Annotated in this window: 21 protein-coding genes and 3 pseudogenes; 18 read left to right on the forward strand and 6 right to left on the reverse strand. The window is 67.6% G+C overall.

What is annotated here, in order from left to right:
* Positions 1-25: 25 nt before the first annotated feature.
* The 9 genes and pseudogenes from FHX72_RS09975 to rbsK all read left to right on the forward strand — a co-directional run bounded on the left by FHX72_RS09975 (position 26) and on the right by rbsK (position 7424).
* Positions 26-2200 carry a bifunctional copper resistance protein CopD/cytochrome c oxidase assembly protein gene (locus FHX72_RS09975; RefSeq protein WP_244157477.1) on the forward strand — a complete coding sequence of 725 codons (2175 nt, stop codon included), beginning with the start codon at positions 26-28 and terminating at the stop codon, positions 2198-2200.
* Entirely contained in the window at positions 2197-3486 is a 1290-nt protein-coding gene (locus tag FHX72_RS09980) for an AAA family ATPase (protein ID WP_183624764.1), read from the forward strand. Before FHX72_RS09975 ends, FHX72_RS09980 begins: the two co-directional genes overlap by 4 nt.
* Positions 3487-3652: 166 nt before the next feature.
* Positions 3653-4210, forward strand: a complete 558-nt coding sequence (locus FHX72_RS09985; RefSeq protein ID WP_068483909.1) for a YceI family protein — start codon at positions 3653-3655, stop codon at positions 4208-4210.
* 213 nt (positions 4211-4423) lie between these two features.
* The gene (locus tag FHX72_RS19410; RefSeq protein ID WP_276510500.1) at positions 4424-4555 is read left to right on the forward strand and encodes a hypothetical protein; all 132 of its coding nucleotides are present in this window, start codon (positions 4424-4426) and stop codon (positions 4553-4555) included.
* 24 nt (positions 4556-4579) lie between these two features.
* Positions 4580-4942 (forward strand): annotated as a pseudogene (locus FHX72_RS20010) (VanZ family protein); the annotation flags it as partial.
* Between the two features lie 84 nt (positions 4943-5026).
* Positions 5027-5461 (forward strand): RDD family protein, encoded by a 435-nt coding sequence (locus tag FHX72_RS20015; protein ID WP_276510505.1) that lies wholly within the window; start codon positions 5027-5029, stop codon positions 5459-5461.
* A gap of 75 nt (positions 5462-5536) precedes the next feature.
* Positions 5537-6019 (forward strand): P-loop NTPase family protein, encoded by a 483-nt coding sequence (locus FHX72_RS09995; protein ID WP_338110106.1) that lies wholly within the window; start codon positions 5537-5539, stop codon positions 6017-6019.
* Positions 6020-6087: 68 nt separating this feature from the next.
* Complete coding sequence (locus FHX72_RS10000; protein ID WP_183624770.1) at positions 6088-6498, forward strand: DUF6157 family protein; 411 nt, start codon at positions 6088-6090, stop codon at positions 6496-6498.
* Positions 6495-7424, forward strand: coding sequence for a ribokinase (gene rbsK / locus FHX72_RS10005; protein WP_244964185.1), 930 nt, complete (start codon positions 6495-6497; stop codon positions 7422-7424). Before FHX72_RS10000 ends, rbsK begins: the two co-directional genes overlap by 4 nt.
* Positions 7425-7636: 212 nt before the next feature.
* Here the strand turns inward: rbsK and FHX72_RS10010 are convergent, their stop codons facing one another.
* From FHX72_RS10010 to FHX72_RS10020, 3 genes are all read right to left on the reverse strand, one after another.
* Positions 7637-8875: a saccharopine dehydrogenase family protein gene (locus tag FHX72_RS10010; RefSeq protein ID WP_068483881.1), complete on the reverse strand. Its 1239-nt coding sequence runs from the start codon at positions 8873-8875 to the stop codon at positions 7637-7639.
* A gap of 129 nt (positions 8876-9004) precedes the next feature.
* A complete protein-coding gene (locus tag FHX72_RS10015; RefSeq protein WP_183624772.1) occupies positions 9005-10528 on the reverse strand; it encodes an APC family permease in 1524 nt (507 codons plus the stop codon).
* Between the two features lie 163 nt (positions 10529-10691).
* Positions 10692-11234 carry a TetR/AcrR family transcriptional regulator gene (locus tag FHX72_RS10020; RefSeq protein WP_183624774.1) on the reverse strand — a complete coding sequence of 181 codons (543 nt, stop codon included), beginning with the start codon at positions 11232-11234 and terminating at the stop codon, positions 10692-10694.
* An 88-nt stretch (positions 11235-11322) separates the two neighbouring features.
* Here FHX72_RS10020 and FHX72_RS10025 point away from each other — a divergent pair, with 88 nt between their 5' ends.
* On the forward strand, positions 11323-12498 hold the full coding sequence (locus tag FHX72_RS10025) for an FAD-dependent oxidoreductase (protein WP_183624776.1): 1176 nt from the start codon (positions 11323-11325) through the stop codon (positions 12496-12498).
* 44 nt (positions 12499-12542) lie between these two features.
* Here the strand turns inward: FHX72_RS10025 and FHX72_RS10030 are convergent, their stop codons facing one another.
* Positions 12543-13400 (reverse strand): SDR family oxidoreductase, encoded by an 858-nt coding sequence (locus FHX72_RS10030; RefSeq protein ID WP_183624778.1) that lies wholly within the window; start codon positions 13398-13400, stop codon positions 12543-12545.
* Positions 13401-13658: 258 nt separating this feature from the next.
* Here FHX72_RS10030 and fdhA point away from each other — a divergent pair.
* The 3 genes and pseudogenes from fdhA to FHX72_RS10045 all read left to right on the forward strand — a co-directional run bounded on the left by fdhA (position 13659) and on the right by FHX72_RS10045 (position 16193).
* A pseudogene (fdhA, locus tag FHX72_RS10035) lies at positions 13659-14872 on the forward strand (formaldehyde dehydrogenase, glutathione-independent).
* Positions 14873-15096: 224 nt separating this feature from the next.
* Positions 15097-15921 (forward strand): alpha/beta fold hydrolase, encoded by an 825-nt coding sequence (locus tag FHX72_RS10040; RefSeq protein ID WP_183624780.1) that lies wholly within the window; start codon positions 15097-15099, stop codon positions 15919-15921.
* On the forward strand, positions 15918-16193 hold the full coding sequence (locus FHX72_RS10045) for a DUF3253 domain-containing protein (RefSeq protein WP_338110107.1): 276 nt from the start codon (positions 15918-15920) through the stop codon (positions 16191-16193). The genes FHX72_RS10040 and FHX72_RS10045 overlap by 4 nt, the downstream gene beginning before the upstream one ends.
* A 72-nt stretch (positions 16194-16265) precedes the next feature.
* Here FHX72_RS10045 and FHX72_RS10050 read toward each other — a convergent pair whose 3' ends face one another.
* Positions 16266-18539, reverse strand: a complete 2274-nt coding sequence (locus FHX72_RS10050) for an FdhF/YdeP family oxidoreductase (protein WP_244964204.1) — start codon at positions 18537-18539, stop codon at positions 16266-16268.
* Between the two features lie 186 nt (positions 18540-18725).
* Between FHX72_RS10050 and FHX72_RS18565 the strand changes: the two genes are divergently transcribed.
* The 4 genes and pseudogenes from FHX72_RS18565 (at position 18726) to FHX72_RS10065 (ending at position 21746) form a co-directional block, all read left to right on the forward strand.
* Positions 18726-18869, forward strand: coding sequence for a hypothetical protein (locus FHX72_RS18565; protein WP_221186891.1), 144 nt, complete (start codon positions 18726-18728; stop codon positions 18867-18869).
* 15 nt (positions 18870-18884) lie between these two features.
* Positions 18885-19172, forward strand: a pseudogene (locus FHX72_RS18570) (MarR family winged helix-turn-helix transcriptional regulator); the annotation flags it as partial.
* A 132-nt stretch (positions 19173-19304) separates the two neighbouring features.
* The gene (locus FHX72_RS10060; RefSeq protein WP_183624784.1) at positions 19305-20207 is read left to right on the forward strand and encodes an IS982 family transposase; all 903 of its coding nucleotides are present in this window, start codon (positions 19305-19307) and stop codon (positions 20205-20207) included.
* A gap of 114 nt (positions 20208-20321) precedes the next feature.
* The gene (locus tag FHX72_RS10065; protein WP_221186893.1) at positions 20322-21746 is read left to right on the forward strand and encodes an MATE family efflux transporter; all 1425 of its coding nucleotides are present in this window, start codon (positions 20322-20324) and stop codon (positions 21744-21746) included.
* Between the two features lie 134 nt (positions 21747-21880).
* Here FHX72_RS10065 and FHX72_RS10070 read toward each other — a convergent pair whose 3' ends face one another.
* A complete protein-coding gene (locus tag FHX72_RS10070; protein ID WP_183624786.1) occupies positions 21881-24001 on the reverse strand; it encodes a heavy metal translocating P-type ATPase in 2121 nt (706 codons plus the stop codon).
* 133 nt (positions 24002-24134) lie between these two features.
* On the opposite strand from FHX72_RS10070, the gene FHX72_RS10075 reads away from it, so the two are divergent.
* Entirely contained in the window at positions 24135-24983 is an 849-nt protein-coding gene (locus FHX72_RS10075) for a MerR family DNA-binding transcriptional regulator (protein WP_183624788.1), read from the forward strand.
* The last annotated feature ends 73 nt before the right edge of the window (positions 24984-25056 follow it).

Genomic DNA, 25056 nt, shown 5'->3' on the forward strand with positions numbered 1-25056 from the left:
CGCCGACGATCTACACTTGATGATCATGCCTACGCCCCTCGTCTCCGGTTCCACAGACGAGGCGGCGGCAGCCAGGGCGGGCAAGCCCGCCAGCAAGGCCGAGCGGAACCGCGCGAGTGCCGACTCCTGGTCGCTGCACACGAAGCGGATGATCGTGCTCGGCCCGGCGTTCTTCCTCCTGGCTGCCCTCGTGGCGGTCATCTGGGGCCTCGCGTACGGCGGGGGAGCGACGCCGCTCATCGTCTCCGACCCTGGCCCCGTCGTCATGTGGGGCGTGCCCATCGCGCGCCTGGCGCTGAACCTCTCTGCGTCGGTCACGATCGGCGCGCTGGTGCTCGCAGCGTGGGCGGCGAGCCGCAAGCAGCCCGAGTTCGAGCGCGCCATGACGATCGCGTCTTCGGGCGCTGCCGCCTGGGTCATCTCGACCGCGGCCGCCGCGTTCCTCACCTACCTGCAGATCTCCAACGCGGCGTTCTCGTTCGACGCCGCGTTCGGGCAGGGACTGCTCTTCTTCTTCACGTCGCTCGAGCTCGGCCAGGCCTGGGTGCTGGCGATCGGCATGGTCCTGCTGCTGTCGGTTGTCGTGTTCGCGAGCCGCAGCCCGTGGATGATCGGGCTTTCCGCGGCGTTCTCGCTGTTCTGCTTGTGGCCGCTCGGCGCGCAGGGGCACGCGGCGGGCGCTGCGAACCACGAGACGGTCGTCGGCGGCATCACGTTGCACTACATGGGTGCGGCGCTGTGGCTCGGCGGCCTGCTCGTCGTCGCGATCCTCGCTCCACGTATGCCGGACGTCCGCCGCCTCGCCGTGCTCGAGCGTTACTCGACGCTGGCGCTCATCGCCTTCATCGTCGTCGCGGCATCCGGGGTTGTCGCGAGCGTCGCCAACATCGGCTCCTTTGCCGAGCTCGCGACGCCGTACGGCGTCATCGTCATCGTCAAGGCCGTCGTGCTCATCCTGCTCGGCTTCATCGGCTGGGCCCAGCGGCGGGGTCTCATCAGCCGGATGCGGACCGCGGTCGAGCAGGGAACATCCACTCGGAAGCCCCTCGTGTGGCTCATCTCGCTCGAGCTGGCCTTCATGGGGATCGCGTCGGGCGCCGCCGCGGCGCTCGGCCGCACGCCCTCGCCGGTCACCGAGCTGACGGCAGACCAGCTCGCGTCGCCGACACCCGCGCAGCTTCTCACGGGGGAGCTGTTGCCACCCGAGTTCGAGCCGTTCCGCCTGCTCACCGAGTGGCGCCTCGACCCCATGTGGACGACCCTGTGCCTCTTCGGCCTGTTCTTCTACATCGCAGGGGTGCTGCGCCTCCGCCGCCGCGGCGACGAGTGGCCGCTCGGGCGCACGATCTCGTTTGTCCTCGGCGTCCTGATCCTGCTGTACCTCGTCAACGGCTCGCTCATCGTCTACGGCAAGTTCGTCTTCAGCTTCCACATGACGCAGCACATGTTCCTCACCATGCTGGTGCCGATCATGTTCGTGTTGTCCGCGCCCATGACGCTGCTGCTCCGCGCCGTGCACGCGCGCCACGACGGCAGCCTCGGCACGCGCGAGTGGGCGTTGAAGTTCGTGCACTCGAGGTGGGCGAAGTTCTTCTCGCACCCCATCGTGTCCGCCGTCGTGTTCGCGGGCTCGCTGCTCGTCTTCTACTACACGCCGCTGTTCCGCTGGGCCGTCACCGACCACGTCGGGCACATGTGGATGGTCGCCGACTTCCTCATCGTCGGCTACCTGTTCGCGAACGCGCTCATCGGCATCGACCCGATCGGCACCCGCGCGCCGTACCCGATGCGGCTCATCGCGCTTGTGCTCGTCATGACGTTCCACGCGTTCTTCGGGCTCAGCATCATGAGCGGTACTGGCCTCCTGCTCGCCGACTGGTACGGGGCTATGGGCAGGCCGTGGGGTGCGGATGCGATCACCGACCAACAGATCGGCGGCGCCATAGCGTGGGGTGTGGGCGAGGTGCCGACGGTCATCCTCGCGATGCTCGTCGCGTTCTCGTGGTCTCGCTCCGACGACCGGGAGGCGAAGCGGCGCGACCGCAAGGCCGACCGCGACGGCGACGCGGAGCTGGAGGCCTACAACGCTCAGCTCAAAGCCATGGCAGAGCGCACGGAGGCGCTCGAGAAGCGCAAGCAGGAGCGCCGCGAGCAGCAGGCTCAGCTCGAGCGCGATCAGGAGCAGGGGGCGAAGCAGTGACGATCGTCCTCACTCCGGAGCAGCAGGGCGTCTTCGACGCCATCGAGCACACGCGCGACCACCTCTTCGTGACGGGTCGCGCCGGAACCGGCAAGTCGACGCTGCTCAACCACCTCGCTTGGCACACGTCGAAGCAGCTGGTCATCGCGGCGCCGACGGGCGTCGCCGCCCTCAACGTGGGCGGGCAGACCATCCACTCGCTCTTCAAGCTGCCGATCGGTGTCATCGGGGATGCGCCGATCGAGCAGAACGGCGACGTCCGCAAGCTGCTCAACAAGATCGACACCCTTGTCATCGACGAGGTGTCGATGGTGAGCGCCGACCTCATGGACGCCATCGACCGGTCGCTGCGGCAGGCGAGGCAGCGCAAGAACGAGGCATTCGGCGGCGTGCAGCTCGTCATGTTCGGCGATCCGTTCCAGCTTGCCCCGGTGCCGCCTTCCGACCCTGACGAGCGTGCCTACTTCCGCGACCACTACCGCTCCCTGTGGTTCTTCGACGCGAAGGTGTGGCAGGAGGCGGAGCTGCGCATCCATGCCCTCCGCGAGATCCACCGGCAGCACGAGGACGAGTTCAAAAGCATCCTCACGGCGGTGCGGTACGGGCAGGTCACCGCGGACATGGCGAACCGCCTCAACACGGTCGGCGCCCGCCCGGCCCCGCTCGACGGCACCATCACGCTCGCGTCGCGCAACGCGCAGGTGTCGCGCATCAACGCGCAGAACCTCGAGCGCCTGCCCGGCGCGTCGATGACTGCCAACGCCGATATCTCCGGCGAATTCGCCGGACGCAATTTCCCGGCTGACGAGCGGCTCGACCTGAAGGTCGGCGCGCAGGTCATGTTCCTGCGCAACGACTCCGACGGGCGCTGGGTCAACGGCTCCATCGGCGAGGTCACGCGCATCGACAAGACCGTCTACGTCGAGATCGACGGCGACGAGCATGAGGTCGAACCGCTCGTGTGGGAGAAGCTCAAGTACTCGTACTCGCCGGACACGCGCGAGCTATCGCGCGATGTGGTCGGGGAGTTCACGCAGTTCCCGTTGCGGCTCGCGTGGGCCGTCACGATCCACAAGTCGCAGGGGAAGACCTACGACCGGGCGGTTGTCGACCTCGGCGCGAGGGCCTTCTCTCCGGGCCAGACCTACGTGGCGCTCTCGCGCATCCGCGCCCTAGAAGGGCTGCACCTGTCCCGCCCGCTGCAGCCGAACGACATCTTCGTCGACGAGAACGTGCTGCGCTTCATGAAGTCGGTCAGCGAGGCCGCGAAGCAGCAGCAGGGCTAGCTTCTACCGGCGGTCGATGGAGCTGTCGACCAGTTTTCCGAAGATTTCCCTCCGCGTCGGAATACCGTCACATTTCTATGCGTTTGAATAACTTGTATCCGCAACAATGTGTTACGTTGTCCAGGACTTGCCCGAGACAACACCCCACGAGCCTTCAGGAGAAGACATGAGCATCAGCGCAGCAGACATCAACGGCTGGACCGCCGGCACCTGGAACATCGACCCGACGCACACGGAGGTCGGCTTCGTCGTCCGCCACCTCGCGATCAGCAAGGTCCGTGGCGGGTTCGAGACCTTCTCCGGCGTCATCACGACCGGTGAGACGATCGAGGAGTCCACGGTCAACGCCGAGGTCGAGGTCGCATCCGTCAACACCAAGCAGCCGGCGCGCGACCAGCACCTCGCAACCTCCGACTTCTTCCTCGCTGAGGAATTCCCGACCTTCACGTTCGCGTCCTCCGCCACGCGCGTCGAGGGTGACTCGGTCAAGGTCGACGGTGAGCTCACGCTCCGCGGCGTCACCAAGCCCGTCACATTCGACGTCGAGTTCGGTGGCATCACGACCGACGGCTACGGCCAGAAGAAGCTCGGCTTCGAGGCTGTCACGAAGATCAACCGCAAGGACTTCGGCGTCAACTGGAACGCACCGACCGAGGCCGGCGGCCTCACGCTCGGCGACACCGTCACGATCAACCTCGACGTGCAGGCAACGCTCGCCCAGTAAGTTTCCTCGAGGTAGGGCAAACCCTGGTCGCTTCGGCGGCTGAGGCACGATTTCCCCGGATCGTGTCGCGCGTTTCCCCGAATGCGCATGAGATGGCCGGACAGCACGTGTCCGGCCATCTTTGCGTTCTCGGGATGTGCATCCAGCGGATGACGCAGAGTGCGTCTGCGGAGTGACGCAGTGTTCGCGGATCCCGCGCAGACTTGCCGAGCTATGAACATCGCCTTCTCCACGGCGCTCGCCCTCGGTGCGGGCCTGCTGCTGAATTTCCTCGTCCTGGTGCCCCTCATCGTGTTCAGCTACCGACGTAGTGGTGGCTTCTCACGCGCTCGGTTCCTCGGCTGAGTTGCGGCAGCATTCTTCTTCGTCGCGATCTGGGCGTACACGTTGTTCCCGCTGCCGGATGGCGCGTACACGTGCCACTCGCCGATCTGGAACCCAATGGATTCGATCGCCGATGTCATCCGCCTGCAGGGGGAGGGCTCGTCGTTCTTGACGAACCGGACGTTCCTGCAGCTCGCACTTAATGTTGTCCTGTTCCTGCCGCTCGGGTTCCTGAAGCGCGCGCTCCTCGGCCTCGGCGTGCTTACCTCGACGGCGGTCGGGTTCGTGCTCTCGCTGCTCATCGAGGTGACCCAGCTCACGGGCGCCTTCGGTGCGTTCCCGTGCGCGTACCGTTTCTTCGATACCGGCGACCTCATCACGAATACGACGGGCGCGCTGCTCGGCGCGATCGTGGGTCTGCTGGTCATGCGTCGTGCGCATCGAGGCGCGGCCGATCGTCTGCCTGGTGACGTGGTCGAGGTGCCCGTCGAGATGACGCTCGGGCTGCTGCTGGTCGTGGCAGGCCTCGTCGCGCTGGTGCTGCAGGGAGTGTTCGGCGTGGACGTGACGGAAGGCTGGGCGTGGTACCCGTCGACGGTCGTCGCGTTTGTGCTGCAGGCGATCTCGCTCTACGCGGGCGGGGTGACGCTGGGCGAGCGGGCCGTGCTCATCCGGGTGCGAGAGGCGGATGCGGCTCGCACGGCACGCTTCGCTCGCAGGACGTCTCGCCTGCTGCTCGGCATCGGCGGGTTCACGCTGCTGGGCCTGTGGCAGTACGGCGGGTTCCTGCAGTTCCTCCTCGGTGTCGCGGCGCTTGTGTACGCCTTCCGGAGCGAAGAGCATCGTGGGCTCGGGCAATGGGTGGCAGGCTCACGGCCGATCGCCGTCGAGCGTAAGGAAGCGGCGGGCGGCTTCCGTCGACCTTAGGGTCGAGGGGTGCCCAGGTTGCCAGATCGGCTGGATCCCCCTCCTCGACGAGTGCTCGTTGCCGGGGCTTCCGGCGTGGGGAAGACGTCGGTCGCACCTCGCATCGAGCAGAGACTGGGGCTCCCGCACACGGAGATCGACGCGCTGTTCCACGGTCCGAACTGGACGATGCTGCCCGGGTTCGTGGAATCTGTGGAGGCATTCTCGGCTGAGGAGCGCTGGGTGACCGAGTGGCAGTACGCGACGCAGCTCGGTGACCTGCTCACGAGCAGGGCTGACACGCTCGTGCTCCTCGACTACTCCGTCGCGACGCACATGTCCCGCCTCGTGCGGCGGACCCTCCGCCGCAGGCTGTGGCGCATCGAACTGCGGAACGGCAACGTCGAGCCTCCCCTGCACACGATCCTCACCGACCCAGAGCACATCGTCCGCTGGGGGTGGAAGGGCCGCGCGAGGGTTCGGCGGCGAACGGATGCGGCGGGGCAGGCCTGGCCGACCCTCCGCGTCGTCCGGCTGCGGTCGCAGGGCGAGACGGATGAGTGGCTGCGGAAGCTGTGAGCCCAAGGCGAGCGTCGCTGTGCGGCAGGGATCGGCGCGTTTCCACCGTCGCCGCGTAGGCTCTGCCCATGGGGACGACGAACTACGCGAACACGTTCATCCAGATCGCCGACGACTGTCCCGTCGACGAGGCTGAGGCACCGCCAGAGTCGGCGAAGGGGCCGACGATCGCGAGCCTGCAGTACAAGCTCATCAGCGAGCATCCCTACGAGTACACGTCAGACGACGTGCTCTTCGAGACCTACGCCGTGCGGAACGACATCGCGGATGCGGACCGGGAAGCAGCTCGGGCAGCGTTCTTCGCGAAAGACCAGGCGTGCCTGCGGGCGTCGCCGCTCGGCAAGCGCTGGGGTTGGGGGCTCCACCACGACGAGGACTCGCGTATAGCGCTCGTCCCGCTCGGCACCGACGAATACGAGGAGAAAGCTGGCGACGAGTCGCTGAAGCAGCTCAAGGCCATGCGCTCGAAGCGCGCATGATGGCCTCCGAACGCGCAGGGGTGCTTGTCGTCGGCAGCGTCTCCGCAGACCTCACCGCCTTCTCGTCGCGCGCTCCCGAACCCGGTGAGACGCTCCGCGGCGAGAGTTTCAGCCTCGCGCTCGGCGGCAAAGGCGCGAACCAAGCAGTTGCTGTTGCCCGGGCTGGCGCACCCACCGCGCTCATCGCGTGCGTCGGCGACGACACGTTCGGCGCGATGGTCGTGCGCGAGCTGGCGGCGGCCGGCGTCGCGGTCGGCAGGGTGCAGACGGTCGCCGGCGAAACCGGCATCGCGCACATCCGCGTGGATGCAACCGGCGAGAACTCCATCGTCATCGTCCCAGGGGCCAACGACGCGCTCGACGAGGCCACGGTCTTGCAGGCCATCCGCGACGCCGCGGCCTCGAGCTCGGTGCTGCTCACCCAGCTCGAGACGCCCGCCCGGCTGACCGCGAGCATCCTGAGCACTGCACGGGATGCTGGGCTCACGACGCTCCTCGACCCGGCACCCGCCGTGCCACTCGACGACCAGGTGTGGGCGTTGGTCGACCTCGTCACTCCGAACGAGACCGAGGCCCCAATGCTCACGGGGGTTGTCGTCGACTCAGAGGCGAGCGCCGCCGAGGCCGGCCGGTGGTTCCTCGACCGTGGCGTCGGGGCCGTGCTCATTACTCGCGGCGGGGCGGGGACAACGCTCGTGACCGCCGAGCGCACGGAGACGTTCCCCGTGTTCCAGGTCGAGCCCGTCGATACAACAGCGGCAGGAGACGCCTTCGCGGGAGCGCTCGGGGCGGCGCTTGCCGGCGGGCGCTCGCTCGAGGACGCGATCCGCTACGGTGCCGCCGCCGGGGCGCTTGCCGTCTCGAAGCGCGGCGCCTCGCCGAGCATCCCGACCGCCGCCGAGATCGAGGAGCTCCTCGCGCGCTGACGCGGCCAACTTGCGTGATGAACCGGCCGTGGCGGCGTTGATTGCGGCGCCCAGGCGCCGTCCGTCCCGGAAGTTGGCCACCAGTGGCGAAGGCAGCGCGGTGGCCTGCTGCGAAGCCGCTGACCAACTTCAGTGCAATACCGGAGCCAGCGGCGCCGAAACGGAGCTTTTGACCCGATATTGCACTGAAGTTGGTCAGGGCACCTGGCTGACTACTTCGCGAGCTCCGCGCTGCGGTCTTGCACGTGCCACGGCGAGCCGTAGCCGGCGGGCTCGGCGCCTCCGAGCAGCTCGAGGAAGGGCTTCGCGTCGAACGCCTCCGGTGCGAGCACGCCGGCGCCAGACCAGACGCCCGTTGCGAGCAGTTCGAGCGCGATGACGGGGTTGATGGCGGTCTGCCAGACCACGGCCTGGGAGTTGTCCTTCGCCATCGTCTCCTCGTTGTCGGCGACGTGGTACAGGTACACCTGCTTGGGTTCGCCGTCCTTGCCCTTGCCCGTGACGAGGAGACCGGCGCAGGTCTTGCCGCGCATCCGGTCGCCGAGCTTCGCCGGGTCAGGGAGGACAGCGGCGACGACGTCGCGCGGCGAGACCTGCTGGCCCTTCACGCTGACGGGGTCAGTGCTGTCGAGGCCGAGCATGTGCAGCGTCTTGAGGACGTCGATGAACTCCTGGCCGAGGCCGTACTTGAACGTGACGCGCTTCGCGTTGGTCCAGCGCGGCATGAGGAGCACCTCCTCGTGCTCGACGTTGACGCACTCCACGGGGCCGATACCCTCGGGGAAGTCGAAGACCTCCGCCTCGCTGAACGGCGGCGTCGTGTGCCAGCCGCGCTCGCGCTCGTAGATGACGGGCGGGTTGAGGCATTCCTCGATCGTGGTCCAGATGGAGAACGACGGGGCGAAGTCGTAGCCCTCGACGGTCAGGTTGGCGCCGTCGCGCACGCCCAGCTCGTCGATCTCCGAGAACAACTCGTCCTCGGCGTAGCGGGCGAACACGTCCGAGAGGCCGGGCTCGACGCCGATGCCGCAGAGCGCGAGCACGCCGCGCTCCTTGAGGTCGGCGTCGTGCTCGAACTGCTCGTCGCCGAGCTTCACGCCAGTCTGCTCGTGTGGATGCTCGGGGTGAGGCTTCGAGAGGCTCATCGCCATGTCGAGGTAGGTCGCACCTGCCGCGGTGACGCCCGTGAAGATGGGCATCACGAAGCGAGGGTCGACGGCGTTGAGCACGTGGGTGATGCCGTTGTCACGGACGATCGCTTCGACGGCTGCCGGGTCGGACGCATCCACCTGCGCCGCACGGAATCGGGGGTCGCCGAGCTCGGCGACGAGGTCTTCGGGGCGGGAAGGGTCGTAGTCAGCGATGAGGCAGGAGTCGAAGAAGCTGCGTCGCTTCGCGATGCGGGCTGCAGCTGCTCCGACGCCTCCGGCACCGATGATGAGGATTTGCACGAATGGCCTTTCGTTGATCACGTGCGGGTGGATGTTGTGCGCGGTTCACGGGGGTAAACCGTACGGTTGGTAGGTCGGATGGAGGAGAGCTGATCGCCCGCGTGACGGCGGGTGCGAGCAGCCCGCGGATCAGTCTTCTGGGGCGAGGATCGCCGAGTGGCGGTTGATGGTGCGCTTCTCGAAGTAGTCCTTCGAGCCGGGCATCGCGGCCCAGATGAACATGAGGATGAAGCCGATGACAAACGAGCCGATGCCGATGACAAACGCGCTGCCGAGGCCGAAGAACGTTGTGTAGCCGTACTCGGGGTTCGCCATGTCGATTGCCGACTGGAAGAACGCCCACACCATGAACACGCCACCGAGCAGCGGGAACAGGAACCTGGAGAAGAAGTTCCGTACCGACGTGAAGAGGCTCGTGCGGAAGTACCAGATGCAGGCGAAGCTCGCGATGCCGTAGAAGAAGGCGATGGCGAGGCCGATCGAGAGGATTGAGTCCTGCAGCACGCTGTTCGAGACTAAGCTCATGCCCACGTAGTAGACGATGGCGACGATTCCCATGAGCAGCGTCGAGAACGTCGGAGTCTTCGACTTCTCGCTGACAACAGCGAAGCGCTTGGGGAGGGCCTTGTAGACGCCCATCGCGAAGGTGCCGCGGGCGGTCGGGAGGATCGTCGTCTGCGACGAGGAGAGCGACGAGACGGCGACGGCGAGCACGAGGAACCAGCCCCACGGGCCCATCGCCAGGTCGGTGAGCACCGAGAAGACGTCGTCGGCGTTCTCTTCGTTGGCGAGGCCCGTTCCGGTCTCACCGAGGCCCGCGTACATCATGACGACGATCGTGATGCCGACGTACGTGATGAGGAGGAGCACCGTCGAGAGCACGGCCGCGCGTCCCGGCGTCTTCTTCGGGTCCTTCGTCTCCTCGGTCAGTGCGAGGCAGGTGTCCCAGCCCCAGTAGATGAAGAGGGCCAGGATGATGGCCTGCACCATGCCGTGCCCGTCGGCGAGCAGCGGGTTGAACCAGTCGATGCTGACGGGAGTCGGGTCAGGGGCCGTGCCGTTGGCGTAGCCGACGAGGCAGCCGACGACAAACGCGGCGATGGCGGCGTACTGGATGATGAGCAGCACCACCTGCATCTTCTCGCCGAGCTCGATGCCGCGCATCGAGATCCACGTCATGACGGCGATGATGACGGCGCCGAAGAGGGTGACGACCACTCGGTTCTCGGCCAGGGAGCCGTCGCCGATGAGCAGCAGGATGTAGACGGAGGCGATCTCGGCGAGGTTCGCCATGACCAGGATTCCGGCGACCGCGAGGGCCCATCCGGACATCCATCCAGTTCGAGGGCCGAAGGCCTTGGCCGCCCAGGTGAAGACGGTGCCGCAGTCGTTGAGCTCGTTGTTGAGCTCGCGGTACGCGAAGGCGGTGAACATCATCGGGATGAACGCGAGGATGAACGCGATCGGCGCCTGCTCGCCGACGGCGATGACCACGAACCCGAGGGTCGCGGCGAGCGAGAAGAGCGGGGCGGTCGAGGCGAGGCCGATGACGGTCGATCCCCAGATCCCGAGTCGCGCGGGGGCGAGCCCCTTGCCGATCGGTGTCTGGGTGGCGAGGGCCTCGGTAATGGGGCCGGGTTGTGCGTTGGTCATCGTTGTCTCCCGCATCAAAGGGCCTGCCGCGTTCGCGGAGTGAGCACGAACTTACCATTTGGTCGGTGACGCGCCGAGGAAATATCCGTATCCCGCCGTAACGGTTGTGTTTCCGGATCCGAGCGGAGGCGTCGAAGCGGCCCCGCGACGAGACGACAGCCCGCTACGCGCGGAGCTGCTCGATCGCGCCCATGATCTCGGCGGTCGTCTCAGCGTTGATGAACTTCTCGCTGCCGGCCGACACGCTCAGCAGGGCGTTGTGGTTCATGCCGTCACCGACGAACAGCACAAGGCGGGCGACGGCGGGGTCGCCGATAGCCCGCACGAGCGCGTCGTACCAGCCTTCGCGACACTGGCGGAGCACGTCGAGAGCGTCTTTGTCGCCGGTCTGCGCGAGGCGGTAGACGGCTTCGACGAGGCGCTCAAGGAGGCTGTCGCGGTCCTGCGAGGAGACGACGTAGTAGGAGACGGCGTTGTCGAGGTCGGCGAGCATGTTGTCCGCGTCGACACGCGCCTGTGCCTGGAGTTCGGTGAGGAGCGCCTCGCCGAGCGCCTGCTTCGACGCGAAGTGGTGCAGGACGCCGGCCTTTGAGAGCTTGCAGGTCGTGCCCACCGCTTCGAGGGTCGTCCCGCGCACGCCGGAGTCGACGAGCAGGTTCATGTAGGCGGTGAGAATTTTCTCCCGCTGACCGGAGACGGTGAGCATTCCGCAATGGTACCGAGGAACTGGGCCATGCGATCACGACAGTATTCAAAAAATCGGGGTGCATCTCGAGTGCGGGTAGCGTGGGTCCATGACTGACGTTGACGTGCTCATCATCGGCGGCGGCGCGATGGGGCTGTCAACCGCGTGGCAGCTCGCGAGGCGCGGCAGACGCGTGCGACTCCTCGAGCAGTTCCAGCCCGGCCACCACATGGGCGCCTCCCACGGGGCCACCCGCAACTTCAACACGTCGTACACGCAACCCGATCTTGTTGCGATGCTCCACGAGTCGCGATCGCTCTGGAACGAGCTTGAGCTCGACTCCGGCAGGCAGATTCTCGACCTCGTCGGGCTCGTCAACCACGGGCCCGGCGCCGCGAGCCCTGACGCCCACGCGGCGATCTCAGCCGGCGGGGAGGCTGCCGAGCTGCTCTCGACGAAGGATGCGGGGGAACGGTGGCCCGGCATCCGCTTCGACACCGAGGTGCTGCACCTCCCGCGGGCGGGACGTGTGCGGGCGGCGGATGCCCTCACGAGCATGGCCGAGCTGGCGGCGGCGAGCGGGGCCGAACTCAGCTGGGGGAAGCGAGCGGTGAGCGTCATCGAGGAGGCCGACCGCGTTGTCGTCGAAGCGCACTCGTGGGGCGAGGCGCCGGAGCACCGTGGGCACGCGCGCGAGACGATCACGGCAAAGGTCGTCGTGTCGGCCGTCAACGCGTGGACGCGCACGCTGCTCGGCGGATCCGTCGAACTGCCGCGGATGCGCGTCACTCAGGAAGCACCCGTGCACTTCCGCGAGTTCAACGGCTACATCGATTGGCCGAGCTTCAACCACCTGCCCGCGCTCGGGCGCGCTGGCTACGAGGGCTGGCTCTCCCCGGTCTACGGGATGCTCACGCCGGGTGAGGGCATCAAGGCCGGCTGGCACGGGGTTGGTCCCGTCGTCGATCCGGATGCGCGCGACTTCCTGCCCGTGCGCGCCCAGCTCGATGCGATCATCCAGTACGCCAGGGACTGGCTGCCGGGAGTCGACGCCGAGAGCGCGGAACCCATCAGTTGCACCTACACAACCACCGACGACGCCAGGTTCGTGATCGACAGGGTTGGCCGCATCGTCGTGCTCGCCGGCTTCGCGGGGGAGGGCTTCAAGTTCGTGCCCTCGATCGGTCGCCTCGGGGCCGACCTCGCCGAGAACGGCCCGGGGGCAGCTCCCGAGCTGTTCTCACTCAGCCGCCCGCGGTCGATCGCGGGCGAACCCTTGCGCTAGCCGCGACTGCGCGACTGCGCGACCCGCGCCCCGCGCGGCGGCGCCTACGCCGTGAGGGTGCGGAGCGTCTCGGCGAGTGGGGTCGTCGGGCGGCCGGAGACGCGGGACAGATCGCCGGTCGAGAGCGCAAGGGCGCCGTCGCGGATGTTCGTGTCAAGGTCCGTGATGAAGCCGATCGTTCCCTCGTCGAGGCCGTTCGAGGTGAGGGCGGCCGCGTGCTCTTCCGTGGTCAGGGCACGGTACTCGACGTCGCGGCCGATCGCTTCAGCGAGGGTTGCGGCGAACTCGTCGAAGTCCCACGCCTCGTCGCCGGAGAACTCGTACACCTTGCCTTCGTGGCCGTCCTCGAGGGCGATCGCGGCGATTCCCGCCGCGTAGTCGGCGCGGGTTGCGCTCGCGACTCGTCCCTTGCCCGCGCTGTTCGCGATGACGCCGGTGGTTTCTCCCTGGGCGATGTCGGCGACGTAGTTCTCGGTGTACCAGCCGTTGCGGGCGATCGTGGCCGGGAGGCCGGACTCGCGGATGAGGGACTCGGTCGCGACGTGCTCCGGGGCGAGGATGAGCGCATCCGGGTCGCCGCCGAGCACACTCGTGTAGACGATGCGGGCTGCACCGGCGGCCTTGGCCGCGTTGATGACTGTCTCGTGCTGGGCGACGCGCGTTCCGACCTCGCTGCCGGAGATGAGGACAACCGTGTCGCCTGCGCTGATCGCCGCTGCCGCGGTCTCCGGCCGTGAGTAGTCGATGGTGGCGGTGCGCACGCCCTTTGCTGCGAGCTGCTCGAGGCGTTCGGCGTTTCGGCCGCCGGCCACGATCTCGGTGGGAGCGGCCCCGCGCTCGATGAGGCTGTCAATGACGAGGGTTCCGAGCTGTCCGGTTGCTCCGGTGATGACGATTGCCATGCTGTGCTGTCCTTCCGAGAGTGGATGCTTGCAGTCACAACAACCGGGGTCGTGCGGGAGCTATTCCGGACGCGCGCCAACGAACTGGATTGCGGATCACCCGGGCCTCAGTCTGTGCATCCGCTGGTCATCTGCTCCGAATCCTGGTGCGTCAGGTGGGCGCCCAATAGCCTCGAAATACTGCGTGACAGAGACGTTCGCAGGGGTGGGCGCGCGAGCGCACCACATGCACTACCCGCTCAACTCAAAGGAGAGATCATGGCGAGTAACAGAGCCGTCGCGTACAAGGGGCCGAACGAAGTCGAGGTCATCGACATCCCGTACCCCGAGTTCGAGCTGAAGGATGGGCCGGGCGTGAACCCGGCAAACGTGGGGCGGCAGGTGAGGCACGGCGCGATTCTGCGCACCGTGACGACGAACATCTGCGGTTCCGACCAGCACATGGTGCGCGGCCGCACCACTGCCCCGGTTGACCTCGTGCTCGGGCACGAGATTACGGGTGAGGTCATCGAGGTCGGACCCGACGTCGAGTTCATCAAGGTCGGCGACATCGTGTCGGTGCCGTTCAATATCGCGTGTGGCCGCTGCCGCAACTGCAAGTCGGGCAAGACCGGTATCTGCCTCAACGTGAACCCCGACCGCCCCGGCAGCGCCTACGGATACGTCGACATGGGCGGCTGGGTCGGCGGGCAGGCCGAGTACGTGCTGGTGCCGTACGCCGACTGGAACCTCCTCAAATTCCCGGACCGCGACCAGGCGCTCGAGAAGATCCTCGACCTGACGATGCTGTCCGACATCTTCCCGACCGGCTTCCACGGTGCGTACACCGCGGGCGTCGGCCCTGGTTCGACGGTCTACATCGCCGGCGCGGGGCCCGTTGGTCTCGCTGCGGCCGTGAGCGCTCAACTGCTTGGCGCCGCGTGCGTCATCGTCGGCGACCTCAACGAGGAGCGCCTCGCGCAGGCCAGGTCATTCGGCTGCGAGACGGTCGACGTCTCGAAGGGTGACCCTGGCGAGCAGATCGAGCAGATCCTCGGCGTGCCAGAAGTCGAGTGCGGTGTGGATGCTGTGGGCTTCGAGGCCCGTGGGCACGGTTCGGATGCGGGGCACGAGGCTCCAGCCACCGTGCTCAACTCGCTCATGACGGTGACGGAAGCCGGCGGAGCACTTGGTATCCTGGCCTGTACGTGACCGGTGACCCGGGCGGAGTCGATGACGCCGCCAAGGTCGGTTCGCTCTCGATCCGCCTCGGCCTCGGCTGGGCGAAGTCGCTCTCGTTCACGACCGGCCAGTGCCCCGTCATGAAGTACAACCGTCAGCTCATGCAGGCGATCCTCTTCGACAAGGTGAAGATCGCCGACGCCGTGCAGGCGACGCCCATCACTCTGGACGAGGCGCCGAAGGGCTACGCCGACTTCGATGCCGGAGCGCCGAAGAAGTACGTCCTCAACCCGAACGGCTACGTGAAGTAGCCCGTCGCTCGTCCCGCGCAGGTCGGGGCGGGAGACAATAGAGCGCGACAGAGCGTGAACGGCGCCGAGCCTCGCGCTGCAGGGATGGACTGCAGCGCGAGGCTCGACGTATGCGTGGCGCGACGTTCCGGCTATGGGCGCAGTGTCGGCGGCCGGGTGCAGACTGTCCTCGTATTCGGAAGCGGGCGCTGAGGCTCGCTTTCGGTGGCAAAGGGGAGCAGGACATGGTTGCAGCAGCAGATCAGAGTGACTTCGGTGGCGTACGGGTCGACCGCGAGGTCGCGATTTCCGCCGATGGAACGCGCATCGCCTACGAGATCCGCGGTGAGGGTCCCATGGTGGTCATCGTGAATGGCGCGTTCTCGACGGCGCGCGATGTCACGGAGTTTGCGATGGCACTGGTCAGGGCCGGCTTCGCGGCTGTCGCCTACGACCGGCGCGCTCGCGGAGACAGCGGAGACACGAAGCCGTCGGCGCCAGAGCGGGAGGCCGAAGATCTTGCGGCCGTCATCGGCGCGGTCGGTGGTGACGTGAGTGTCATCGGGCACTCGTCGGGCGCCGTGCTCGCGCTCTTCGCGGCGTCGCTCGGCGTGCCGGTGCGGCATCTGTTCCTGACGGAGCCGCCGTTCCGCTTCGGCGAGCACGAGCCCGCGGGAGATCTCGCCGAGCGCTTGCAGCAGCTGGTCGACGAGGGTGACGAAGCGACGGCAGTTTCGACCTTCCAGCTCGAGGGCGTCGGGCTTGACCCTGCCCTCGTCGAGCAGATCAAGCAGAGCCCAATCTTCCCCGGCCTCGTGCCGCTCGCCCAGTCGACCGTCTACGACGGGCAGCTCGTGCGACAGGTCTCGACGCCGACGGCGGCGATGGTCGGCGTCCAAGCACCCGTGACGATCGTCGTCGGTGGCGACACGTTCCCGTTCCTGGCGAGCGCCGCGAAGCGGCTCTCCGAGACCCTCCCTGGTTCGGAACTCGTGGAGGTCGCCGAATCGGTTGGCCACCGCGTGCACCCAGAGGCGACCGCGAAGGTGCTCGCGGCGCGGCTGCTGTGAGCGAGACGCGCGATCCGGAATCGGAGCGCGGCTGTCTGGAGCTCGAACGCGTGATTCTCGAGCTCCTCGGCAAGCGCGCGGTCGGGGCGACGATCTGCCCGTCCGAGGCGGCGCGTGCCGTCGGCGGCGACGAATGGCGAAATGAGATGGATGCGGTGAGGTCGGCGGTGCTGCGCCTCGTCGATGGTGGTTCCGTCGACATCACACAGGGCGGCGAGGTCGTCGACGGTTTGACGGCGAAGGGGCCGATCCGCATCCGCTTGCGCGGGTGACGACGCCCTGAGGAGTGCTGTCAGCGCCATGGTGACGACGCGGCAGCGCCGGTGAGGCTGCGACCTGCTCGTCTACGCGTCCAGCTTCTCCAGGCGAACGACGATCGACTTCGACGTCGGGGTGTTGCTGACGTCAGCCGTCGAATCGAGGGGCACAAGCACGTTCGTCTCCGGGTAGTACGCGGCGACGCAGCCGCGCGGCGTCGAGTAGTACACGATGCGGTGTCGTTCGCTGCGGCGCTCCTCGAGGCTGCCGTCGCGGCCGGGCCACTCCGACACGATGTCGACGTGGTCGCCGTCCGCGAGGCCGCGGTCGCGCGCATCCGCCTCATTCACGAACACAACCCGCCTGGCGCTCTTCACGCCCCGGTACCGGTCGTCCTTGCCGTAGATGGTCGTGTTGAACTGGTCGTGCGAGCGCAGCGTCTGCAGCAGCAGGCGCCCCTCAGGCACCTTCGGGTACTCGAGCTCGTTGGTCGTGAACTTGGCCGTGCCGCCGATGTTCGAGAAGTCTCGGGCGTCGCGCGGGCCGTTCGGCAAGATGAACCCGCCTGGGTCGTCGATCTTCGCCTCGAAGTCCTCGAACCCCGGGATGACACGTGAGATGGATGCGCGCACGTTGGCGTAGTCGGCGCGCAGCTCGGCCCAGTTGACCTGCGGCACGTTCGGGCGCGAGCGGGTGAGGACCCGCTCGGCGAGCATCGTCACGATGGCGACCTCGCTGAGCAGCTCATCGCTGGCCGGCTCGAGGCGCCCGCGCGAGGCGTGGACTGCGCTCATCGAGTCCTCGACGGTCACGCGCTGCGTGCCGCCCGCCTGCCGGTCGCGTTCCGTGCGGCCGAGCGTGGGTAGAATGAGGGCGCGGCGCCCGGTCGCGACGTGCGAGCGGTTGAGCTTCGTCGAGACCTGCACGGTCAGCGCGAGCGACGCCATGGCGGCCTCGGTCACGGCCGTGTCGGGTGTTGCGCGGGAGAAGTTGCCGCCCATCGCCATGAACACGCGCGCCTTGCCGTCGCGCATCGCGCGGATCGCCTCGACCGTGTCGTAGCCATGCTTGCGGGGCGACTCGAACGAGAACTCCGCGTCGAGCTTGTCGTGGAACGCCTCCGGCATCCGCTCGAAGATGCCCATTGTGCGGTCGCCCTGCACGTTCGAGTGGCCGCGCACCGGGCAGACGCCCGCGCCGGGCTTGCCGACGTTGCCCTGCAGGAGCAGCAGGTTGACGCAGTCGCGCAGGGTCGGCACGGAGTGCTTGTGCTGCGTGAGGCCCATGGCCCAGCAGACGATCGTCGACTTCGAGGCGAGGAGCATGTCGCCGGCCTCGCGGATCTCCGCCTCGGTCAGGCCCGTCGCCGTCTCGATCTCCGCCCAGTCGAGCTGCCGGAGCGACTCGAGGTACGCATCCACGCCCGTCGTCTTGCCGGCTATGAACTCGGCATCGAACACCGTACCAGGGTTCGCCTCCTCGGCATCGAGCAGAATGCGCCCGAGCGCCTGGAAGAGGGCCTGGTCGCCGCCGAGCTTGATCTGCAGGAACAGGTCGTTCAGCGCCGTGCCGCCGAGCACCATGCCCCGCACGGTCTGCGGGTTCTCGTAGCGCATGAGCGCTGCCTCAGGCAAGGGGTTCACGGCGATGATCTTGCCGCCGTTGATCTTCGCCTTCTCGAGGGCCGTGAGCATGCGCGGGTGGTTGGTGCCGGGGTTCTGCCCGGCGATGATGATGAGCTCGGCCTCGTGGATGTCCTCGAGGCTCACGGACCCCTTGCCGGTGCCGAGCGTCTCGCCGAGGGCTGAGCCGCTCGACTCGTGGCACATGTTCGAGCAGTCGGGGAGGTTGTTGGTGCCGAGGCCGCGCACGAAGAGCTGGTAGACAAACGCGGCCTCGTTCGAAGTGCGGCCCGAGGTGTAGAAGATCGCCTCGTCGGGGCTGGACATCTGCGCGAACTCGTCGGCGATGATGTCGAAGGCCTCGTCCCAGCTGACGGCGCGGTAGTTGGTGCCGCCCTCGTCGAGGAGCATGGGGTGCGTGAGACGGCCCTGCTGGCCGAGCGAGTAGTCGTCCCACGTGCGCAGCTCCTCGATGGAGTGCTCGGCGAAGAAGCTGGGCGGGACGCGGCGCTTGGTGCCCTCCTCGGCGACGGCCTTCGCGCCGTTCTCGCAGAACTCGGCGGGGCTGCGGTGCTTGCCCTCCGGCCACGCGCATCCGGGGCAGTCGAAGCCGTCTTTCTGGTTGATGCGCAGCAGTGTGCGGGCCGTGCGGGTCGGGCCCATCTGCGCGGTCGTCACCTTGAGCGAGTTGAGGACAGCGGGAATGCCGACGGCCGTGATCTTCGGTTCGGAGAACATCGCGGCGGTCTCGTCGATGTTCTCTACGATGCGCGTCACGCCGTCGACCGGCTTCGTGCGCTTCTCTGGATGCTTCGGTTCGGGCATCGTTGCTCCTCCCGGGAATCCGTACAGTCTACGCGCGAGGTGCAGGACAGACACTGCCTTGCGTTGACAGTTAGAGTTCTAACTGTCTTAGTTCTAACTATGTCGGAAACAGCACCAGCCCCTCGCACGCCCCTCGAGTTCGTTCGATGGATCAGCTGGGCCCAGATGAAGGCCGGGGAAGACTGGACTCGCGAGCGCGAGCTCACCAGGCCGCAGAGCTTCGTCCTCGGCTACCTCGTATAGAGCCCGGGGGCGAGCCAGTCGGAACTCGCGCGCATGAGTCGCACGACGCCCGCGAGCGTCTCGAGCCTGTTACGCGGCCTCGAGGGGCGAGGCCTCATCGAGCGCCGGACCGAAGGGGGAGACGAACGCACCAAGCGCGTGTACGCCACGCCCGCGGGGGCCGAGCTCATCGCCGGCTTCGAGGACGCCATGATCGCCGCAGACGAGACGATCCTCGCGCCGGTCGACGCCGAAGAGCGAGCCACCCTGCAAAAGCTGCTCGCCAAGGTCACGGCGCAGCTCCCGCAGCCAGTGCGCGACTAGCCCCCGCGACTAGTCCCGCGACTAGATGAGTGAGTCCGAATGACCGCCCCTGGGAATCGGGACTCTACCTCGGGCGAAACCGACGGCGCGTTAATTCCCGAGATCGTTCGCGGAGGGTGTTAAACCCCGTGTGTGAATACTGACCTCAACACCCTCCTGACCACACTGTACGTTCATCTCGATGACCGGATCCTGCCCGCGGTGGGATTCACCCGCGAGCACCACCCCGGTCGCAAACCCGCCCTGAACGACGCCGAACTGCTGTGCTTGCTCGTCGCGCAACAGCTCCTCGGGATCGCGTCCGACCGCAGATGGATCCGCTACGCCCGCGCTCACCTGCTCGACATGTTCCCGCACCTCCCGCAGCAGTCCGGATGGGGCAAACGAGTCCGACACGCCTCAGGGCTCCTGGCCGCGGTCATCACCGAACTCGCCCGCGACACACCCTCCTGGACCGAAAACACGCGCCTGCTGGACTCCACACCACTGCCCTGCGGAACCTCCCGCGAAACCGCGAAACGCTCCGACCTCGTCGGGCACGCCGGCTACGGCTACTGCGCCTCACACTCCAGATACTTCTGGGGCTTCCGCCTCTACCTCCTCTGCGCACCCGACGGAATGCCCATCGTTTGGGGCCTCGCGAACCCCAAAATCGGGGAACGCGAAGTCACACAAGCGCTCCTTGACCACGACCGACACCTCGTCCGCCCAGGACAAACCATCGTGGCAGACAAAGGCTTCGCCGGCGCCGACTTCGAGCGCTTCATCCACGACGAGCTCGGAGCCGCCCTCGTCCGCCCGGACCGCAAAAACGAGCAACCCCGCTTCGGGAAACTCGGCGGCATCCGGCAATGGGTCGAGTCAGTCTTCGACACCATGAAAGGCCAACTCACCCTCGAGGACCACGGAGGCCGCACCATCGCCGGTGTCTACTCCCGCGTCGCAGCCCGACTCCTCGCCCTCGCGTCCGCGATCTGGCACAACTGGCTCACTGACCAACCCAACAAACGCTCACTCACCGCCTACGACCACTGAAACCAAACGGACTCACTCATCTAGTCCAGACGCGCGGCGAGGTCGCGCATCCACCTCCCTTCACGTGCCGACCCGAGTCGGCGCGCGCTCCGTCCTGCCCAGAAAGAAGCCACCATGAGTACACCACCAAGAATCGAAACAGAGGCCGATCGGGTCTCGGCTCCTGAAGCCCCAGCGGATGCGCCGCGCACGAACCGCTGGTACCTCTCGTCGGCGCCCATCGTCAGCGCGCTCCTGCACCTGTGTGTGCCGATGGCCGCCGCGATGATCGTCGGGGCGATCTACAACCTCATCAATGCAGGGTTCATCGGGTCGCTCGACAACACGGCCCTGCTTGCAGCCGTCACCCTCGGGTCGCCGATCCTCGGCCTCGTCATGGGGGTCGGGAACGTCTTCGGGGTTGGGGGAGGGGCGCTCGTCTCGCGCCTCCTCGGCGGCGCCGAACGTGACCCATCGAAGGCCGCCACCATCAAGCGGGTCGCTTCCTACTCGCTCTGGGGCTCGGTGGTCGTCGGGGCCGTTGTCGGCGGCATAGGTCTCGTGTTCCTGTCGCCACTCGTATCGCTGCTGGGCGCGGATGCGTCGGTCGCCGCGCCCACGAGCGCCTTCGTCGGAGTGCTGCTCGGCTTCGTGCCCGTCCTCGCGGCGGCGGTGTGCCTCGAACAGCTCGTCCGGGCCGAGGGGGCGGCTCGGCAGGTCATGGTCGCGCTCATCCTCTCCGCCGTCGCGAACCTGGGCCTCGACGCCCTGTTCATCCTGGTGCTGAACTGGGGAGTTGCGGGCGCCGCTGTCGCCACCGGTCTCGCGAACCTCGTCGTCGTCACGTACTTCGTGGTCTGGCTGACCCGCAACAGCGAGCACGTCAGTCTCTCCCCGCGCTGGTTCACGCTCGCGGGCTCCGTGCAGAAGCCGATGCTCGGTGTCGGCGTGGGCACGCTGCTCCAGTCGGCCTTCCTCATCGTCACGGCGCTTGTGCTCAACAACCTCGCTGCCGCCTACGGTGAGGGGCCGCTGGCCGCCATGGGCGTCGCCGTCCGGATCGCGCAGGTGCCCGAGTTCCTCATCATGGGGGTCACGATCGGCGTGCTGCCGCTCCTGGCCTACTCGTACGGCAAGGGGGACGGCGCGCGCTTCGGATCCGCCCTGCGCGCATCCGCGATCACCGTCGGGGCGGTTGCCGCGCTCGCGGCCACTCTCGTCCTGTGCTTCCGCGACCAGGTGTTCACGCTCTTCGTGGCCGACGAATCCGTGCTCGCGGTCGGCGTCGTGGTGCTCGCGGCGCAGCTCGCTCGCGATGATCGCGAACGGCTTCACGGGCCTCATCACCTCGCTGTTCCAGGCGACCGGCCGTGCCCTCCCCGCGACGATCATGTCGGCCGCTCAGGGGGTGCTGTTCATTCCCGTCGTAATCGCCGGGAGCATCTGGCTCGGCCTGGCTGGCATCATCTGGGCTCTCACCGTCACCGAGGTCGCAGTGCTGGCCGTCGGAGTGGTCCTCTGCGTCGCGTTGGCTCCCGCACTCAAGCGGGGCCTTGCTGAGGGCAGTGCCGAGCGGGCGGAGGAGGCGCTCGAGATGGCGGCGGCCTGAACGGGCTACTCGCGTGCCATCTCCGATGCAGTGTCACGAACGCCCTGCCGCGGTGAAGCGCGGCAGGGCGTTCGTGTCTCCTTGGCTACTTCACGCGAACGCTGGCGCCCGGCGTGAGGTCGACGCGGCGCAGCAGCTGCGCGTTGAGTGCGACGACGATGGTCGACAGCGACATGAGCACGGCACCGATCGACATGGGCAGCACGAACCCGATGGGGGCGAGGATGCCAGCCGCGAGCGGCACGGACAGCAGGTTGTAGCCGGCCGCCCACCAGAGGTTCTGCTTCATCTTCCGGTAGCTCGCGCGGGAGAGCTTGATGACGGAGAGCACGGAGCGGGGGTCGTCGCTTGCGAGGATGACCCCGGCGGATGCGATTGCCACGTCGGTGCCAGCGCCGATGGCGATCCCGACGTCGGCCCGGGCAAGGGCCGGAGCATCGTTCACGCCGTCGCCCACCATCGCGACCTTCTTGCCCTCTGCCTGCAGCTCGGCGACCTTCGCTGACTTGTCCTCCGGTCGCACGCCGGCGTAGATGCGGTCGACGCCGAGCTCCTCGCCGACCGACCTGGCCACGGCTTCGGCGTCGCCCGTGATCAGGACGACCTCGATGCCAAGGCTGTGGAGCGCATCCACTGCCTCGCGCGACTCGGGTCGGATCTCGTCGGCGAGCTTGAGGCCGCCCACGACCGCACCGTCTTGCACGACGTGCAGGATGATCGCGCCGTCGTTGCGCCACGCATCCGCTTCATGGATTTCGGATGCACCAAGCGCCTCGAGGAGGCGCGGGCCGCCGACGCGGACCTCCCGCCCGTCGATCGTCGCCGTGACGCCGACCGCCGGTGAGGAGGTGAACTCGGACGACGCGGGTACGGAGAGACCGCGCTCGGCCGCCGCGCGGACGATGGCCCTGGCAAGCGGATGCTCGCTGTCGGTTTCCGCCGCGGCCGCGGCGGCGAGTACCTCATCGGCCGTGAGGGCACCTGCGACGGCGATCTCGGTGAGCATCGGCTCGCCCTTGGTGAGGGTGCCCGTCTTGTCGAAGAGGACGGCGTCGATGGTGCGGGTGCTCTCGAGTGCGAGGCGGTCCTTGATGAGGACGCCGCTGCGTGCCGCCTTCTCGGTAGCGATCGATACGACGAGCGGGATCGCGAGGCCGAGCGCGTGGGGGCAGGCGATGACGAGCACGGTGATGGTGCGCATGACGGCGGCGTCAGGATTGCCGACGAGCGTCCAGACGATGGCCGTGATGGCGGCGGCGCCGAGGGCGAACCAGAACAGCCAAGCGGCCGCTCGATCCGCGATCCTCTGCGCTCGCGACGTGGAGTTCTGCGCTTCGGTGACGAGTCGCTGAATGCCCGCGAGGGTTGTGTTGTCGCCCGTCGCGGTCACCTGGATGCGCAGGCCCGAGTCGGTCGCGACCGTGCCGGCCGTGACCGTGTCGCCGACGCCGCGGGGCACTGGGCGCGATTCGCCCGTGACCATCGCCTCGTCGATCTCGGCCCTGCCCTCCGTGATCCTGCCGTCAGCCGGCACGCTCCCGCCAGGGCGAACGATGACGATGTCCCCGACGGCCAGCTCAGTAGGGGAGACCTGCACGATGCGATCTCCCTCGACGCGTTCGGCGCTGTCCGGCAGCAGTGCTGCCAGGGAGTCGAGTGCCGACGTGGTCTGCGCGAGCGAGCGCATCTCTATCCAGTGCCCGAGGAGCATGATGACGATGAGAAGGGCGAGCTCCCACCAGAACTCGAGGTCGTGGTGCAGGAGGCCGAGGCTCGCACCCCACGAGGCGGCGAACGCGACGGTGATCGCGAGGGCGATGAGCAGCATCATGCCGGGCTTGCGCGCCCTGAGCTCGCTGACCGCGCCCATCAGGAACGGGCGACCGCCCCAGATGTACATGACGGTGCCGAGGATGGGTGCGATGAGGGCGGCGCCGGGGAAGCCTGGGATCTCGTAGCCGAGGAGCATCGCGAACATGCTCGAGAAGCCGACGACGGGGACGGCGATGACGAGGTTGATCCAGAAGAGGCGTCGGAACTGAGCGACGTGGTCGCCGTGGCCCGCGTGGCCGCCGTGCTCGCCGTGTCCTGCGTGCTCGTCTTGGCCCGCGTGCTCGGCGTGCTCGCTGTGGCCGGCCTGGGCGGTGTGCTGCTCCTCGCCGTGGTGGTTGGGCCCGTGGGTCTGTGCGTCCTGCTGGGTGTTCATCTGGTGCTCCTCGAACTCGGCGACTGGTGCATCCGTCGTTATTACCCCTGGGGGGTATCACTCTCAACCAGGCTGGGTGCAGGAGTATTCCCGCGCTTGACCTTCCTGTTACAGGAGGCGGCAGGCTTGAGGCATGCTCACCATCGGGGAATTCGCGAACACGACCGGCATCAGTGTGAAAGCGCTGCGTCATTACGACGAGACGAAGGCGCTCGTCCCGTTTGAGGTGGATGCGGCGACCGGGTATCGCAGGTACGCGGAGTCGCAGGTGCGGGACGGCGCCCTCTTGCAGGTGCTGCGGGCAGCCGGCGTGCCGTTGCCCATCGCCGCGAGGGCTCTTCGAGATGGCGACGCAGTCGACGCGTTGCTTCGCCACCAGGCGGAAGTGCTGCAGAAGCGTGAGGCCGAGGATGCGGCCATGGCGGCGGCGGATGCAGTGCTCACCGCATTCGCGCGCCCCGTTGTCGTCGAGGAGCGGCAACTTGGGGTCACGCCTTTCGTCGCGCGCGTCATCCCGCTGCCCGCCGACCTCGACGCGGGTGGCAGCGACGGCGCGGTGCCGACTGATGAGGACGCGAACCGGGAATTCGCCGAACTGTATCGGCGCAGTGTCGAGGCTGGGCTTGAGCCAGGGCCCGGGTTCTGGACGTCGTTCCGGGAGGGCCCCGGAAGTACGGCGAAAGCCCCCGAGCTGCAAATGCTGCTCTGCTGGCCGGTCGCTCGCATCCCGGACGTCGACGATGCGTTCCGGCGCGACGAGCGCACTCTCGCCGATAGGTTGTCGCCGCGGACTGAACTGGTGGCCGCATGGGCATCACACGGTGCCGAGCTTCCCGAGGGCGTCGTGCATCCGGCCGTTGTTGCCCTCTTCGACGCGCTCGCGGAGCGCGGGGTGGCGCTCAGGTCGCCGGAGGTGCGCCAGCGTGTCGTCGGCGAGGATGCGAGCGACTTCGTCGTCGAGGTCGCCGTCACGCTCCCGTGACGCGACCGCCAGAGGCCGCCGGTCGTTGATCGCTGCCCGTGTTTCCAGCCGCTGGAACGCACTCAGCGGTTGG

Source organism: Pseudoclavibacter helvolus (genome assembly GCF_014191305.1).
Classification (GTDB): domain Bacteria; phylum Actinomycetota; class Actinomycetes; order Actinomycetales; family Microbacteriaceae; genus Pseudoclavibacter; species Pseudoclavibacter helvolus.

Bases quoted from the DNA above. Each gene is read 5' to 3' on its own strand.
- FHX72_RS09975 (WP_244157477.1), top strand. From the start codon at position 26: ATGCCTACGCCCCTCGTCTCCGGTTCCACAGACGAGGCGGCGGCAGCC.
- FHX72_RS09985 (WP_068483909.1), top strand. From the start codon at position 3,653: ATGAGCATCAGCGCAGCAGACATCAACGGCTGGACCGCCGGCACCTGG.
- FHX72_RS19410 (WP_276510500.1), top strand. From the start codon at position 4,424: ATGAACATCGCCTTCTCCACGGCGCTCGCCCTCGGTGCGGGCCTGCTG.
- FHX72_RS20015 (WP_276510505.1), top strand. From the start codon at position 5,027: ATGACGCTCGGGCTGCTGCTGGTCGTGGCAGGCCTCGTCGCGCTGGTG.
- FHX72_RS10000 (WP_183624770.1), top strand. From the start codon at position 6,088: ATGGGGACGACGAACTACGCGAACACGTTCATCCAGATCGCCGACGAC.
- rbsK (WP_244964185.1), top strand. From the start codon at position 6,495: ATGATGGCCTCCGAACGCGCAGGGGTGCTTGTCGTCGGCAGCGTCTCC.
- FHX72_RS10015 (WP_183624772.1), bottom strand. From the start codon at position 10,528: ATGACCAACGCACAACCCGGCCCCATTACCGAGGCCCTCGCCACCCAG.
- FHX72_RS10020 (WP_183624774.1), bottom strand. From the start codon at position 11,234: ATGCTCACCGTCTCCGGTCAGCGGGAGAAAATTCTCACCGCCTACATG.
- FHX72_RS10025 (WP_183624776.1), top strand. From the start codon at position 11,323: ATGACTGACGTTGACGTGCTCATCATCGGCGGCGGCGCGATGGGGCTG.
- FHX72_RS10030 (WP_183624778.1), bottom strand. From the start codon at position 13,400: ATGGCAATCGTCATCACCGGAGCAACCGGACAGCTCGGAACCCTCGTC.
- FHX72_RS10040 (WP_183624780.1), top strand. From the start codon at position 15,097: ATGGTTGCAGCAGCAGATCAGAGTGACTTCGGTGGCGTACGGGTCGAC.
- FHX72_RS10050 (WP_244964204.1), bottom strand. From the start codon at position 18,539: ATGTTCTCCGAACCGAAGATCACGGCCGTCGGCATTCCCGCTGTCCTC.
- FHX72_RS18565 (WP_221186891.1), top strand. From the start codon at position 18,726: ATGTCGGAAACAGCACCAGCCCCTCGCACGCCCCTCGAGTTCGTTCGA.
- FHX72_RS10065 (WP_221186893.1), top strand. From the start codon at position 20,322: ATGAGTACACCACCAAGAATCGAAACAGAGGCCGATCGGGTCTCGGCT.
- FHX72_RS10070 (WP_183624786.1), bottom strand. From the start codon at position 24,001: ATGAACACCCAGCAGGACGCACAGACCCACGGGCCCAACCACCACGGC.
- FHX72_RS10075 (WP_183624788.1), top strand. From the start codon at position 24,135: ATGCTCACCATCGGGGAATTCGCGAACACGACCGGCATCAGTGTGAAA.